This window comes from Desulfovibrio fairfieldensis (assembly GCF_001553605.1).
In the GTDB taxonomy this organism is placed as follows: Bacteria; Desulfobacterota; Desulfovibrionia; order Desulfovibrionales; family Desulfovibrionaceae; genus Desulfovibrio; species Desulfovibrio fairfieldensis.
The window spans coordinates 38,908-53,361 of sequence record NZ_CP014229.1; the positions used below are offsets into that span (position 1 = coordinate 38,908).

A 14,454-nucleotide genomic window follows, 5' to 3' on the forward strand; every position below is an offset into this window, starting at 1 on the left:
CTGTGGCGGAACAACAGCAACGCCTGGTTCCGGGCGGTTTCCGCACCCTGCGGCTGCTTTGTCTTCCGGCGTTGTTCTGGGTATTGCTCTGGGCGTTGTGGCCCGCGGGCGCGGATGCGGCGGATGTCGCGGACAGCGCGGCCGATACGGCCAGTCCGGACAGGAACAGCCCGGCCCGGACGCTTCTGCCCGAGGACAGTCCGCTCAGCCCGCTGGTAAACGACGCCCATCTCAGCGGCGGCCTGTACTTCTTCGGCCGGGACCGCCAGCGCTACGACGTGGACCGCAAAACCTACCGCACCAACCTGCGCCACGGCTCCCTTCAGGCCAATCTGGATCTGGTTTCCGGCTATGCCTGGGACCATCTGGGTTTCGATTTCGGCGTCTTCACCTCCCATGATCTGTTCAACTACGGCGCGCCGGACCATGAAATGGGCTACGTGCCCTGGCAGGATCCCTGGCACCCGGACTGGAGCAGGCATTTCACGCTGAGCGGCGTTTCCATCTACAAGGCCGCGCTCAAGGCCAAGGCCGGTCCGGCGTGGCTGCGCGCGGGCTGGTTGCAGCCCGAAGGGCCCGGCGTGCTGGGCGTGAACTGGTCCATTATGCCCGGCTCCTGGCGGGGAGTGAACGCGGGCCTGGATTTCGGCGGCTTTTCCGTGGCCGGTATGGTGGCCGACACCTACAAGGCTCCCTGGTTCCTGGACGAATACAAACTGATGAAGAACGACGGCGAGAGCCATGTGCCCGGCGTCTGGAGCCTGGGCGCGCGCTACGCCTTTGACAACGGCATTACCCTGGAGGCGGCCTACGGCCAATCGCCGGGTCATCTGCACAACGCCCATTTCAAGAGCGGCTGGGAACTGCCCGCGGGGCCCGGACGGCTGAAGTTCGGCTACCATCTCTACGCCATGGCCGACAGCGACGACGGCGGCGGGGTCAATAACAACTTTGACGGCCTGGCCCTTCAGCACTATCTCTTCGGCCTGTACGAGCTGGATATGTGGACCTTTCGCCTGGAAGGCACCTATACCGCCGCGCCCATGTCCGGGCCCTGGAGCCAGGGGCAGTTCGCCTACCGCCTGGCGGACCGCAACGGCGGAGCCAAGGGCGCCTATGAGGTCTGGTGGGATTCCCGCTCGGACTGGAACGCGGACGATGAAAAGGCGGTCTTCGCGGGCGTGGAACGCCGCCTGGACGATATCCTTCCCGTAAAGGGCTTTTACGTGGGGGTGAGCGGGGCCATGGGCTGGGACGGGCGGGGCTGGGGAACGTCCGAGCGCCTGAACGAATGGGCCGTGAACGGCGATCTCGGCTACGTCAAGCCCGACGGCCCCCTGGAAGGCGCTTTCGTCAAGCTGCATTACACGGAATATCGCAACGGCACGGACGCGCCCAGCTGGTCCGTGTACAAGAACGGTTTTCAGTCGGAACACGATTTCAAGATTCTGATCGGCCTGCCGTTTTCGTTTTAAGCCAAAAGAATATGCCGGACAGGGCTAATCCCCGGACAAAGTCTGCCGTAAAGCTGATTAACAGAATCATATATCGGCCGCGCACCGCGCGGCCAACCGTGCGACTTTTTCGCGGGAGATACGAGTATGCGTTGGCGAGACATCCGGCTTGTCTACAAATTGAGCCTTGCCTTCGGGGTGATTTTTTTGTTGTTCGGCCTGTACACGGTTTATAATTTCAAAGTGATCGGCGACATCTCCGGGGTTTCCGACGACCTGGACCGCAGCAGCGAGTCCGAACTGACCCTGCTCAAGGCGGAAAACGCCCATTTCATCTGGGCGGCCAACGTGGCGGCCTACCTTCTGGACGATACGGTGACCAGGCTCAATGTGGTTACCGACGGACATCAGTGTACGTTCGGCAAATGGTTTTACGGAGAAGGCCGCGAGGAACTGGAACAGCGTCTGCCCGCCGTGGCTCCCATTCTGGACGCCCTGGAACAGCCGCATCTGGCCTTGCATGCGGCCGTGCCCGGCATCGTGGCCGCCCATGAAAAAGGCGACGTGCAGGGCATGCAGAGGCTCTACCGGGAAGGGATCGCCACCAATCTGCTGTTGATCCGCGAAGGCCTGACCAAGGCCATCAAACTGGTGGACGAAGACCTCATGCGCTCCAACACGGCCCTGGCCAGGACCCTTGTCCAGAGCCGGAATGTGGCCCTGGCCATGAGCGGCGGCATTCTGCTGGTCTGTGTGCTGCTGGCCGTCTTTCTCACCCGCAGCATCGCCGGGCCGCTGCGCCGTCTGGTGCTCTACGCCAGGGAAGTGGCGGGCGGCAATCTGCGCGAGCCCCGCATCGTCCAGAAAGACGAGGTGGGCCAGTTGAACGCGGCCTTGGGCGTGATGGTCGGCACGCTCAAGCACAAGATCGAGGAGGCCCGCGAACAGACCGATATGGCCCTGGCTAAAAGCCGGGAGGCCGAGGAAGCCTTGAGTTCGGCCGAGGTGGCCGCGCAGGAGACGGCGGCCAAGAATGATATGATTCTGGGGGCCTGCCAGCGCATCGAGGATGTGGTGAGCAATGCCAACCGCGCTTCGGGCGAGCTTTCAGCCGGTATTCTCCAATCCAAGAAGGGCGCGGAGGTCCAGGCCCGCAAAATTTCCGAGACCGCCTCGGCCATGGAACAGATGAGCGCCGTGGTGATCGAGGTGAGCCGCAACGCGACCTCGGCGGCGGAACTTTCCGCCGGTGCCCGCCAGAAGGCAGAGGAGGGCGCGGATGTGGTGCTGGAAGTGACCCGGAGCATCCGCAGCGTGCAGGAGCAGTCCCGCAGGCTGAAAGAGGATATGCAGACCCTGGGCCAGCATGCCCAGGCGGTCAACCGGATCATGAGCGTGATCTCGGATATCGCGGACCAGACCAATCTGCTGGCGCTGAACGCGGCCATTGAGGCCGCGCGGGCCGGTGAATCCGGGCGCGGCTTCGCGGTGGTGGCCGACGAGGTGCGCAAGCTGGCCGAAAAAACCATGGCCTCAACCACGGATGTGGATAACGCCGTGCGGGCCATCCAGCAGAGCGCGGACAAAAATATGCGCCAGGTGGATGAAGCCGTGCAGACCATCGAGCAGGCCACGGAACTGACCGGCAGATCCGGCGAGGCCCTGCGCGAAATCGTTTCCATTGTGGACGGCGCCGCCACCCAGGTGCGGGCCATTGCCACGGCCAGCGAGGAGCAGGCCGTGTCCAGCCGGGAGATGGCCGACGCCATCAACGAGGTGGATACGGTGGCCGGGCAGACCGCCCAGGCCATGAACAACGCGGCGCGTTCCGTGGCGGACCTGGCCGGGCAGACCCGCACCCTGCACGCGTTGGTCACGGAAATGCGCGGCAAGGGGTAACGGGGCGCGGAAAAAGCGGATTTTGTAAAATAACCGCAAAGCCAGCCCCCCCCGCTCACTTGCCGACAATATCGGCTGCGTTCGCGGGTCTGGAGCGGATTCGCTTTGAAATTGTGCCGATTTCAAAGCTGACGCTGCCTTCAGCCTGCGGCGGGAACGTGGTCCGCCTTGGCTTCAGGCGCGGGCGTCCGCTCACACGGCCGCCAGGGCATTTCAACATTTTCAAAGTTGAAATGCCTTAAAGGAAAGAAGACGCACCGATGGAGTCAAATGCATATCCGAAGAGGAGACATTCATTCGATTGCCCTGCGTGAAAGCGCCTCGCCCCTTGACAGCCCCGCCTTGCCTGGGCTATGTCCAACCCCTTGGAGTTTTCCCCGTTTAACTGTTCCTTATGGAGGAATGCATGCCCACGATCAATCAGCTCATCCGCATTGAGCGGAAAGCCGTGGTGAAACGCAAGAAGACCCCGGCGTTGCAGGCCTGCCCGCAGCGTCGCGGCGTATGCACCCGCGTTTACACCACCACCCCGAAAAAGCCTAACTCGGCCCTGCGTAAGGTCGCCCGCGTGCGCCTGACCAACGGCATCGAAGTGACGGCCTACATCCCCGGCGAAGGCCACAACCTGCAGGAGCACTCCGTGGTAATCATCCGCGGCGGCCGTGTGAAAGACCTTCCCGGCGTCCGTTACCACATCGTGCGCGGCACCCTGGATACCTCCGGCGTGGCCGACCGCCGCAAGAGCCGTTCCAAGTACGGCGCCAAGCGTCCCAAGTAGGTTCCCGGCATTTCAACCCCCTTTGCCAATCCGCCCGGCGTGCGCCATGCGCCGCGCCACGGCCGCCCGCTTTGCTCTGGGCGCCGGCGCGTCGCGGGGTTGGTGACGCCGCAATACAAGCATGAAGGAGAAACCCCATGCCCCGTAAAGGTCCCGTTCCCAAGAGGGAAGTGCTGCCTGACCCGCTGTACTCCAGCCGTCTGGTCACCAAATTCGTGAACCGGCTGATGTACGACGGTAAAAAAGGCGCGGCTGAAAAGATTTTTTACAGCTCCCTGGAAACCCTGGCTGAAAAGACCGGCGAAGACCCCATGCGCGCCTTTGAAAAGGCCCTGGACAACGTCAAGCCGCATATGGAAGTCAAGGCCCGCCGCGTGGGCGGCGCCACCTACCAGGTGCCCATGGAAGTGCGTCCCGAGCGTCAGGTCTCCCTGTCCATCCGCTGGCTGATCAACTATTCCCGCTCGCGCGGCGAAAAAGGGATGACCGCCAAACTTTCCGCCGAACTGCTGGATGCCTACAACGGCCGCGGCGGCGCGGTGAAGAAGCGCGAAGACACCCACCGCATGGCCGACGCCAACAAGGCCTTCTCCCACTACCGCTGGTAAGGCCGTTCCGATTTGAATCGCATGCCGCCGACGCCGCGTCCGTAAGGAAGCGGCGTCGGTTTGGTACCACACCTTCCGCAGTATGGAGGAAATACCGTGTCCCGCACTGTTCCCGTAGACAAACAGCGCAATATCGGCATCATGGCCCATATTGACGCCGGCAAGACCACCACCACCGAGCGTATCCTTTTTTACACCGGCGTTTCCCACAAAATCGGCGAAACCCACGACGGCGAATCCACCATGGATTGGATGGAGCAGGAGCAGGAGCGCGGCATCACCATCACCTCCGCCGCCACCACCTGCTTCTGGAAAGACTGCCGCATCAACATCATCGACACCCCCGGCCACGTGGACTTCACCATTGAGGTGGAGCGTTCCCTGCGCGTGCTGGACGGCGCTGTCTGCGTGTTTGACGCCGTGGCCGGCGTGGAGCCGCAGTCCGAAACGGTCTGGCGCCAGGCTGACCGCTATCACGTGCCGCGCATCTGTTTTGTGAACAAGATGGACCGCATCGGCGCCAACTTTTTCCGTTGCGTGAGCATGATCCACGATCGTCTGGGCGCCAAGGCCGTGCCTTTGCAGCTGCCCATCGGCGCGGAAGACAAGTTTGAAGGCGTGGTGGACCTGGTGCGGGGCAAGGCCATCCGTTTCGACAAAACCACCAAGGGCGCCGAATTCGTGGAAGAGGACGTGCCCGCCGACATGCAGGACCTGTACGACGAAAAGCACCATGAGTTGCTGGAAGCCGTGGCCGAGGAAGACGAAGCCCTGCTTGAGAAGTACCTGGGCGGGGAAACCCTCACGGAAGAGGAAATCATCTCCTGCATCCGCAAGGCCACCATCGCCCGGAACATCGTGCCGGTGCTCTGCGGTTCGGCCTTCCGCAACATGGGCGTGCAGCCCCTGCTGGACGCCACGGTGGACTATCTGCCCTCGCCCGTGGACATCCCGCCCATGATCGGTCACGTGCCCGGCAAGGAAGACGAGATCATCGAATGCCCCTGCGACGACAAGCGGCCTCTGGCCGGTCTGGTCTTCAAGCTCTTTTCCGATCCCTTCATCGGCCATCTGTCCTTCTTCCGCATCTATTCCGGCTTCCTGGAATCCGGAACCAGCGTGTATAACGCCAACACCGGCAAGAAGGAGCGCATCGGCCGCATCCTCAAAATGCACGCCAACAAGCGCGAGGACATCAAATGGGCCGGCGCGGGCGACATCGTGGCTCTGGTGGGCCTGAAGAACGCCTCCACCGGCGATACGCTCTGCGACGAAAAGCACGAAGTGATCCTGGAGTCCCTGAACATCCCCGAGCCGGTCATTGAAGTGGCCATCGAGCCCAAGACCAAGGCCGACCGCGATGCCCTTTCCGCCGCGCTGAACAAGCTGGCTAAGGAAGACCCCTCCTTCCGGGTCAAGGGCGACGAGGAGACCAACCAGACCCTTATTGCGGGCATGGGCGAACTCCATCTGGAAATCATCGTGGACCGCCTGACCCGCGAGTTCAGCGTCAACGCCAATGTGGGCAAGCCTCAGGTGGCCTACCGCGAAACCATCTCCAAGCCCGCCAAGTCGGATATGAAGCATGCCAAGCAGTCCGGCGGCCGCGGCCAGTACGGCCACTGCGTCATTGAGGTGGAGCCGAATCCGGGCAAGGGCTACGAGTTCGTCAACTCCATCACCGGCGGCGTGATTCCCAAGGAATACATCCCGGCCATCGACAAGGGCATTCAGGACGCCATGAAGTCCGGCGTGCTGGCGGGCTTCCCCTGCGTGGACTTCAAGGTCAACCTGGTGTTCGGTTCCTACCACGAAGTGGACTCCTCGGAGCAGGCCTTCTATGTGGCCGGTTCCATGGCCATCAAGGACGCCATGCACAAGGCCGGTCCCGTGCTGCTTGAGCCCATCATGGATGTGGAAGTGGTTACGCCCGAGGAATACCTGGGCGATGTCATGGGCGACCTCAACGGCCGTCGCGGCCGCGTACAGAGCATGGAAGCCCGCGCCGGAGGCGCGCAGAGCGTGCGCGCCCAGGTGCCCCTGGCCTCTATGTTCGGGTATGCCACGGACCTGCGTTCGCGTACCCAGGGCCGCGCCACCTTCACCATGCAGTTCGACCATTACGAACGTGTGCCGGCGGCATTGGCCGAGGAAATCCAGAAAGCCAAGTCGTAAATTTGAGCCTTTTTGCCGCTGGCTGCGTCAAACGGCGCTTTTTATTCCGGTCAAGTACCATGAGAGTACACTCCCTGCATAAAAAGCTTGTTTTCCTTGCCGGCGAACAAAAAATCTCAAATTTACAGGGTAGTTATTAATAGTCGCGGGAATTTCGCAGCAGTGTGAAATTCCCGCGATTCGCATATGCCCCGTCTGGCCGCATCAGGCTAGGCGGACACAGCGGAATAGGGGATGTTATGATTGACGATCTTCCCACAGGCTTCAAAGCCGGAACCGCAGCGGCCAATTTCAAAAAGGCGGGCCGTGACGACCTGGGCCTGATAGTTTCCGACCGGCCCTGCGTGCTGGCCGGCATGTTCACCCAGAATTTGTTCAAGGCCGCGCCGGTCCTGGTCTGCCAGGAAATCCTGAATACCCGCGGCACGGCCCGCGCGGTGCTGGCCAATTCCGGCCAAGCCAACGCCTGCACCGGCGAGGAGGGCCTGGACAACTGCCGGACCACCCAGGAGATGGCGGCCGAGGCCACGGGCCTTGAGGCGCAGGAGATTCTGCCCATTTCCACCGGTGTGGTGGGAGCCCACCTCAAGATGGACCTCTGGCGCAAGGCTGTGCCCGCCCTGGCTCAAAGCCTGGGCAGCCGCGACGCCGAGGGCTTCACCCGCGCCTTCATGACCACGGACGCCTTTCCCAAGTTCGCCATGCGCGAGGTGACGCTTTCCGGCGGTACGGTGCGCCTGACAGTCATGGCCAAAGGCGCGGGCATGATCTGCCCCAATATGGCCACCATGCTCTGTGTGGCCCTTACGGATGCCGCCGTGGAGCGTGAGCCCTGGCAGGCCATGTTCGGCCGGGCCGTGGACAAGACCTTCAACCGGGTCAGTGTGGACGGCGACACCTCCACCAACGACACCATCCTGGGCCTGGCCAACGGCGCGTCCGGCGTGGCCGCTCGCGATGAAGCGGATCTGGCACTGCTGGAAGAGGCCCTTACCGCCATTCTGGGCACGGTTTCACACATGCTGGTCATGGACGGCGAAGGCGCAAGCAAGGTCATTCATATCAGCGTGCGCGGCGCCCGCAATGACGCGGACGCCGAGTTGGTGGCCCGCAGCGTGGGGCATTCGCAGTTGGTCAAGACGGCCATCTACGGCGGCGACGCCAACTGGGGCCGTATCGTCACAGCTGTGGGCTACAGCGGCGCGAGCTTCGATCCCGCCAAGGTGGGCCTGCACCTCTGCGGCGTGGAACGCTTCCGCCTGGGCCGTCCGGTGAACGACGATCAGGAGGGAACGCTGGCCGAATTGCTCAAGGCCAGGGATATTGCCGTGGACATCAATCTGGGTGACGGCCCCGGCAGCTATTCGTTCCAGGCTTCGGACCTGGGCCATGAATATGTGACGCTGAATTCCGATTACCGTTCTTAGAGCGTTTTGATATTGAAAATATCTCAACGCTCTGTGCGGATTTTCACGGAAAATCCGCACCGCGAAAGTATCGCAAGGCGAATTTATTTCGCCGTTAAGCGATAATTTCAAGCGCAAAATGTAGAACGCCCGCTCCTTTCAGCAAGGAGCGGGCGTTCTACATACGGCGTCCGGCCTCAGATGTCTTCGGTCACCCAATCCACGATGGGAGCCATACGTTTGAGCGTGTACTGGTTGGGACCGGACTTCTGGGCAAGGTCATCGAACTGGCCTTCCACCCGGTAGATGCGCCAATCGCCCTCGGGCAGGCGGCCCGCCGCGATTTCGGCGTTGAGCGCCGCACGGGCGTCCGCGGGCGCACAGAAGAGGGAAAAGTCCTGCGCCATGGGGTCGAGCACCACATCCGCGCCGCCTGCAATGTCGATAATGTAATTGCCCGGCGCATAAACATAGACAAAGGGGCAGGGCGCGGGCTGGGGAGCGGGCGGCTCCTCCGACGTATTTTTGGCGCCGCAGGCGGCGAGCAGCAGGACCAGCATAATTCCCAGCGGGAGGCGTAGTTTCATAACCTCGACCTTTGTTGTGAAGCGGATGGTGGAACAAATCAGGGCATGTCACGCTTGAACGTATCACTTCGCGGCAAAGCAAATTCACTTTGCGATAATTCCGCGAAAAATCCACCCGGAGCGTTTTAATACTGAAAATACCACAACGCTCTAACGCCGGGCGGCGGCCATGGCCTGCAAACGCCGGATGCGCTCTTCCAACGGCGGATGTGTGCTGAACAGGTTGGCCATGCTGCCGTCAATGCTGAACATGGGCGCCACAATGAACATTTGCTCCGTGCTGGGATTGCCCTCCTGCATGGGAATCCTTCCGCTGGCCGCGCCCAGCTTTGCCAGGGCTCCGGCCAGGGCCAGCGGCTGGCCGCACAGTTCCGCGCCCGTGTCGTCGGCCAGGTATTCGCGCGAACGCGAAATGGCCATCTGGATCAGCCCGGCCGCGATGGGCGCGAGCAGGGCCAGCACCAGCGCGCCGATGGGATTGCCGCCGCCTTCGCCGTCACGGTTGCCGCCGAAAATGGCGGTGAACTGAAAGATGTTGGCCAAGGTTACAATGGCTGAGCCCAGCACGCCCGCAACGGTCTGGATGAGGATGTCGCGGTTGACGATATGGCCCACTTCATGGGCTACCACGCCGCGCAGCTCCTCGGGCGAAAGCAGGCGCATGATGCCCTCGGTCACGGCCACCACCGCATGCTGCGGATCACGGCCCGTGGCAAAGGCGTTGGGGGCCTCTTCCGGCACCACGCAGACGCGCGGCTTGGGAATGCCGGCATTGCGGGCCAGCTCTTCCACAATCCGGTGCAAATAGGGGGCTTCCTCAGGGGCCAGTTCCCGGGCATGGTACATGGAAAGCACGATTTTGTCCGAGTACCAGTAGCTGCCCACATTCATCACGAGGGCCAAGCCGAAGGCGATGATCACGCCGGTGCGGCCGCCCATCAGGCCGCCAAGCACGATAATGATGCCGGACAGCAAGGCCAGCAGAAGAACTGTTTTTATCTGGCTGGTCATAAAATTCTCCTTATCTTCAAAATGCGCTGGGACGCGTCTTCTCTATCGTAACGACTATAAAATATAAGCATGGCATGTGCGCTGGCAAGGTTCGGGCCAAGCGAGATTTTTTGTCGACGGCGTCGCGAAGCCCAACGCCGTCAGGGGCAAAAAGCTCAATTGTTTTTTCGGGCCTGCCACCAGAGTTGGAAGACCAGCAGCGTCCACAACGGCTTGCGCAGATCCGCCCGGCCTGAAATATGCTCGTTCATAAGCGCTCGCACGGCACGGGGATTGAAAATGCCCTGCTCGCGCAGGCGTGCTTCGCTGAGCAGATCTTCCATGAGCGGGCGCATCCGTCCGCGCAGCCAGGCCGCCACCGGAATCTGGAAGCCGCGCTTGTTGCGGTGCAGAATCTCCGGCGGCAGCAGGTCGGCAAAGGCCTTTTTGAGCAGATACTTGCGCTTGAAGCCGTGCAGCTTGTGGCGCACGGGCAGCCGGGCCGCGAATTCGGCCACGTCCCGGTCAAGGAAGGGCGCGCGCACTTCCAGGGAATGGAGCATGGAGCAGCGGTCTACCTTGACCAGGATGTCGTCCAGCATGAACTGGCGGACATAGACGTGAAAGGCGCGTGCCAGGGGAGCCGCCGCGCTTTCCGGCAGCCAGTGCTCGTATTGCTCGCGCGTGGGAGCGAACAGCCGGTCGGGCCGCAGAAAGTCGCCGTGCGCTTCCAGCCAGGGTGTGTCCAGAATTTCGCGCTGCATCTCCGGGGTGAAGGCCGTGAGCATGGTCTGCACCCGCTGCCAGGCCGGGGCGTGCGCCCCGCGCAGAAACGTAGCCACGGCCAGGCGCGGATTGATATACCCGGCCGAGGCGGGCAGATGCCGGGCCAGGGGTTCGATGATCCCGCGCCGGACAAAGGCGGGCAGGGCGTTGTACCACTCCGCCGCCTTGAAGCCGATATAGTGCTCATACCCGGCCCAGAGTTCGTCGGCGCCGTCTCCGCCCAGGGCCACGGTGACATGCTCGCGGGTGACGCCCGAGAGCAGCCATGTGGGCGCTACCGAGGCGTCGGCCATGGGCACGTCCATGCGGCTGACGATGCCGGGCAGCTCGTCCGCGCATTCCTCGGCCGAGAGTATTCGCTCGTGATGGTCCGTGCCGAAGGCTCGCGCCGCGATGCGGGCGTAGCGCGATTCGTCGTAGCTGGCTTCGGTGAAGCCGATGGAAAAGGTCTTGATGGGCGTGGCGGACTGCCGGGCCATGAGCCCGGCCACAATGGAGGAGTCAATGCCGCCCGAGAGAAAGACGCCCAGCGGCACGTCGCTGACCATGCGGCGGCGCACGGCGCGGGAGAGCAGATGGTTCAGCTCCCGGCAGAGTTCGCCTTCATCCCTGGGGTCGGCTTCGTCCGGCACGGGCATGTCCCAATAGCGTTCCAGGCGGACGTCGCCCTGTCCCGAGAGCAGCAGATGGGAGGGCGGCAGGCTGCGGACTTCGCCGTAAACGGTCTGGGGCGTGGGCACGTATTCGTAGGCCAGGTAACGCATGACGGCCTGCGGGTCCAGCGTGAGGGTCAGCTCCGGCACGCGGGTCAGGGCCGTGAGCTCCGAGGCGAAGTACAGGCAGCCGTGCTGGACGGTATAGAAAAAGGGCTTCTTGCCGAAGCGGTCGCACGCGCAGAACAGGCGTCGGCGCTCCGCGTCCCAGAGGGCGAAGGCGAACATGCCGTCGAAGCGCGCCAGGCAGTCCGCGCCCCAGCGGCGGTAGCCTTCCAGAATGACTTCCGTGTCCGAATTGGTTTGGAAACGCGCGCCGCCCGCCGCCAGCTCGTCCCTGAGTTCGGCGAAGTTGTAGATCTCGCCGTTGAACGTCACGCTCAGGCGGCCGTCGGCGCTGTGCATGGGCTGGGCGCCGCCCGCCAGGTCAATGATGGAAAGCCGCCGATGCCCCAGGCAGACCGGACCGGCCTGCCAGAGGCCTTCGCCGTCCGGCCCCCTGTGGGTCAGGCAGTCGGTCATGGCCTTGACCCGGATTCCGGCTTCCGGGGAGAGCGTTTCCCCGTCCAGACGACAGATGCCAGCTATGCCGCACATGTTTTTTTCCAGTGGGCGTACCAGCTGATGAACAGCTCGGCCAGCCGCAGGTTGTTGGTATGGGGATCGAACATGTCCCGGGCCAGCAGCGCGCCGTTGCGCCCCATGCGCCGGGCTTCCTCCGGATGCCCGACCAGCCGGAGCACGGCTTCGGCCAGGGCCTGCGGGTCGCCGGGCGGTATGGCCAGGCCGGTCTCGTGGTCGCGCACCACCTCCGGCAGCGCGTTGACCGTGGTGCTGATTACCGGCAGAGCGTAGGCCAGTGCTTCAATAACCGTATTGGGAATGCCGTCGCGTCGGCCCGAGGCATGCACCACGCAGGGGGCCACGAAAATGTCATGCTCGTCCAGAATGCGCGGCAGTTCGTTGTGGGAAATCAGGCCCGGCATGTCGACCTGTTTTTCCAGGCCCAGATCCTTGCGCATTTTGACCAGCTGCGCGCCCAAATGCCCGAGCCCCATGACTTTGCCGCCGCCTCCGGCCAGGGTCAGGCTGAAATTCAGGCCGCGTTCCCGGAGGATGCCGCAGGCAGTCAGCAGCACGTCAAAGCCCTTGGTCACGTCGAAACGACCCAAAGCAAGCAGGCGCACGGGGCCCTGTTCCAGGCGCGGCGTTTTCCGCGTGCAGTCCCCGGAACGGGAGGCCGTGGAATCCACGGCGGGCGGCGGCAGAGTCAGGCTGTTGTAGACCAGGGCTACCTTGCCTCTGGCCTGGCTGCGGTCAAAGGCTTCGATGCGGGCTTGGTCCGCCGCGTTGTTGGCGCGCACAAAAAGGGCCGCGCTCAACTTGTCCGCCAGGTCCGGGTCCGCTGGTTCCAGATTGTCGCCGCGCGCTGACGTGGAAAAGGGCACGCCCGCGATGTCGGCGGCCACCCAAGCCGCCGTGGCCGCGCCGCGCGGCCACGGCGCATGGATCATGTCAATGCCGTCCTCACGGAACCGACGGCCCAGATACAGGCCCGCGCCGAAAGCCCAGAGATTTTCGCCAAAAGTTTCAAGGCTGCGCCAACGCCGGAACATGCTGCGACGGAAGAGGCGGCACAGGCGCAGGGGATGGGTCAGCAACTGACGCAGCAGTTCCAGGGCGAAAAGAGGCGCGGCTTTGATCCCGAAGGTGCGCACACTGTCCGCCGCCGCCCGCATTTCCGTGGAGCAGTGGCGCAGATTGCGCGCATACAGGCTGTAGACGGTCAGAGGCAGATGTTCCTTGAGTCCTTCCACTTCGCGGAAAATGAAGGGCTGGGTAAAAAGCGGATACCACAAGAGCACATAAGCCACATGGGGCAGGCCGGCGGGTAGGGGTTTTCCTTCCCCGGGAGGGGATGGATTGATCTGTTCTGTCGTCATGCGGGTTCTCCTCGGTCGCTTCCCCAAGTTGTTCCCCCTTGTCCGGATTCTTTCTCCTGTTCCGCCCCTGTCGTCCAGTCGCACGCGACGTCCGAACGCGGGCAGGCCGCCGAGCTCCCCAGCTCCCGGCGCAGGCCGTCCATGGTCAGGCAGCGCACCTCCCAATGCGCGTGCAGCCAGTCCAGGTAGATTTCGATTTTGGTCATCAGCCGTTCCACCGAGGCTGCGTCGGGCAGATGCGGCGCGCCGCCGGGCAGCATTTCCGAGGAATGCCAGGTCAGCGACAGCACGCGTCCCCCCCGGGCTGCGAACAGACCGGTCACGGCCCGCATGGCCCAGAGCGGGTGCTCAACGGGCAGCAGGGCCAGAGCCCCCCAGTGCCGCAGGCTTGCCCGCACGGCCCGTCCCCATGAATCCGGCCCGTCAGGGAGGGCTCTCAGCATTTTGGGCAGGGGGCGAAGCAGCGGCGTGACCGTCAGGGGCACTTCAAAAATATGTTTGCCCTCCACCGGCACCCAGTAGGGATCGCTGGGGGCATTGAAGTGGTCAGGCCCGGCCGCGACGCCATCCGCGCCTGTTTTGGCGCAGTGCAGAGGGCGCACCGAAGCGTCGCACAAAACGCCCGCCCGCGCCAGCAAAGGCCAATGCGCGCGGTGCAGATCCCAGCGCCCCATGCGGAAAGAGGTCAGGGGCGCGCCCTGAAAATCCTCGCCCACCCGGAACAGAGTGCCCAGCTTGGCCGCCATCAGGGCAGCGGGCACCGATGCCGCAGGCACGCTGTTTGTCACGTCCGCCGCGTCCGCCATATCCGACTGCCCGCTCGCATGGCTGTCCAGGCCCAGAGGCGGCGTGTTCCAGTGGTGCAGATGCGCTCCGATTTCCGCGCCGGACATGTCCCGCAGCCGGGCCAGGATCGCGCGTGAGGCCGGGTCGGTCAGCACGCTGTGCGCGCAGAAAAGCGTGGGCCGCACGCCCCGTTCCAGCAGGGGCGCCAGGCGGGAAAGCTGCGCGGTATTGGTCACGCGCGGCGCGCGGCGGGCGTAGCGGCCGCCGAACAATCCTTCCTCTTCCACATCCAGGCTGACCACCAGGTACAACGTCTCGCGTCGGCGCAT

11 protein-coding genes are annotated in these 14,454 nt (G+C 63.4%); 6 read left to right on the forward strand and 5 right to left on the reverse strand.

What is annotated here, in order from left to right:
• Nucleotides 1-2: 2 nt before the first annotated feature.
• The 6 genes from AXF13_RS00160 (at nt 3) to argJ (ending at nt 8,341) form a co-directional block, all read left to right on the forward strand.
• Nucleotides 3-1,475 carry an OprD family outer membrane porin gene (locus tag AXF13_RS00160; RefSeq protein ID WP_062251188.1) on the forward strand — a complete coding sequence of 491 codons (1,473 nt, stop codon included), beginning with the start codon at nt 3-5 and terminating at the stop codon, nt 1,473-1,475.
• 126 nt (nt 1,476-1,601) lie between these two features.
• Nucleotides 1,602-3,353, forward strand: coding sequence for a methyl-accepting chemotaxis protein (locus tag AXF13_RS00165; protein WP_062251189.1), 1,752 nt, complete (start codon nt 1,602-1,604; stop codon nt 3,351-3,353).
• A 406-nt stretch (nt 3,354-3,759) separates the two neighbouring features.
• The gene (gene rpsL, locus AXF13_RS00170; protein ID WP_008683436.1) at nt 3,760-4,131 is read left to right on the forward strand and encodes a 30S ribosomal protein S12; all 372 of its coding nucleotides are present in this window, start codon (nt 3,760-3,762) and stop codon (nt 4,129-4,131) included.
• Nucleotides 4,132-4,268: 137 nt separating this feature from the next.
• Nucleotides 4,269-4,739 carry a 30S ribosomal protein S7 gene (gene rpsG / locus AXF13_RS00175; RefSeq protein WP_008683437.1) on the forward strand — a complete coding sequence of 157 codons (471 nt, stop codon included), beginning with the start codon at nt 4,269-4,271 and terminating at the stop codon, nt 4,737-4,739.
• Nucleotides 4,740-4,835: 96 nt separating this feature from the next.
• Nucleotides 4,836-6,914 carry an elongation factor G gene (gene fusA / locus AXF13_RS00180; protein WP_062251190.1) on the forward strand — a complete coding sequence of 693 codons (2,079 nt, stop codon included), beginning with the start codon at nt 4,836-4,838 and terminating at the stop codon, nt 6,912-6,914.
• A gap of 242 nt (nt 6,915-7,156) precedes the next feature.
• On the forward strand, nt 7,157-8,341 hold the full coding sequence (gene argJ / locus AXF13_RS00185) for a bifunctional glutamate N-acetyltransferase/amino-acid acetyltransferase ArgJ (protein WP_190276394.1): 1,185 nt from the start codon (nt 7,157-7,159) through the stop codon (nt 8,339-8,341).
• A 176-nt stretch (nt 8,342-8,517) separates the two neighbouring features.
• Here the strand turns inward: argJ and AXF13_RS00190 are convergent, their stop codons facing one another.
• From AXF13_RS00190 to AXF13_RS00210, 5 genes are all read right to left on the reverse strand, one after another.
• Entirely contained in the window at nt 8,518-8,907 is a 390-nt protein-coding gene (locus AXF13_RS00190) for a DVU_2496 family lipoprotein (protein WP_062251192.1), read from the reverse strand.
• Nucleotides 8,908-9,057: 150 nt separating this feature from the next.
• Nucleotides 9,058-9,918 carry a zinc metalloprotease HtpX gene (locus tag AXF13_RS00195; protein ID WP_008683441.1) on the reverse strand — a complete coding sequence of 287 codons (861 nt, stop codon included), beginning with the start codon at nt 9,916-9,918 and terminating at the stop codon, nt 9,058-9,060.
• A gap of 155 nt (nt 9,919-10,073) precedes the next feature.
• On the reverse strand, nt 10,074-11,993 hold the full coding sequence (gene asnB, locus AXF13_RS00200; RefSeq protein ID WP_062251193.1) for an asparagine synthase (glutamine-hydrolyzing): 1,920 nt from the start codon (nt 11,991-11,993) through the stop codon (nt 10,074-10,076).
• Nucleotides 11,981-13,339: a glycosyltransferase family 4 protein gene (locus tag AXF13_RS00205; protein ID WP_062251194.1), complete on the reverse strand. Its 1,359-nt coding sequence runs from the start codon at nt 13,337-13,339 to the stop codon at nt 11,981-11,983. Before AXF13_RS00205 ends, asnB begins: the two co-directional genes overlap by 13 nt.
• Complete coding sequence (locus AXF13_RS00210) at nt 13,336-14,454, reverse strand: polysaccharide deacetylase family protein (RefSeq protein ID WP_062251195.1); 1,119 nt, start codon at nt 14,452-14,454, stop codon at nt 13,336-13,338. Before AXF13_RS00210 ends, AXF13_RS00205 begins: the two co-directional genes overlap by 4 nt.

Bases quoted from the DNA above. Each gene is read 5' to 3' on its own strand.
- AXF13_RS00165 (WP_062251189.1), top strand. From the start codon at position 1,602: ATGCGTTGGCGAGACATCCGGCTTGTCTACAAATTGAGCCTTGCCTTC.
- rpsL (WP_008683436.1), top strand. From the start codon at position 3,760: ATGCCCACGATCAATCAGCTCATCCGCATTGAGCGGAAAGCCGTGGTG.
- rpsG (WP_008683437.1), top strand. From the start codon at position 4,269: ATGCCCCGTAAAGGTCCCGTTCCCAAGAGGGAAGTGCTGCCTGACCCG.
- AXF13_RS00190 (WP_062251192.1), bottom strand. From the start codon at position 8,907: ATGAAACTACGCCTCCCGCTGGGAATTATGCTGGTCCTGCTGCTCGCC.
- AXF13_RS00195 (WP_008683441.1), bottom strand. From the start codon at position 9,918: ATGACCAGCCAGATAAAAACAGTTCTTCTGCTGGCCTTGCTGTCCGGC.
- asnB (WP_062251193.1), bottom strand. From the start codon at position 11,993: ATGTGCGGCATAGCTGGCATCTGTCGTCTGGACGGGGAAACGCTCTCC.
- AXF13_RS00205 (WP_062251194.1), bottom strand. From the start codon at position 13,339: ATGACGACAGAACAGATCAATCCATCCCCTCCCGGGGAAGGAAAACCC.
- AXF13_RS00210 (WP_062251195.1), bottom strand. From the start codon at position 14,454: ATGCGCCGACGCGAGACGTTGTACCTGGTGGTCAGCCTGGATGTGGAA.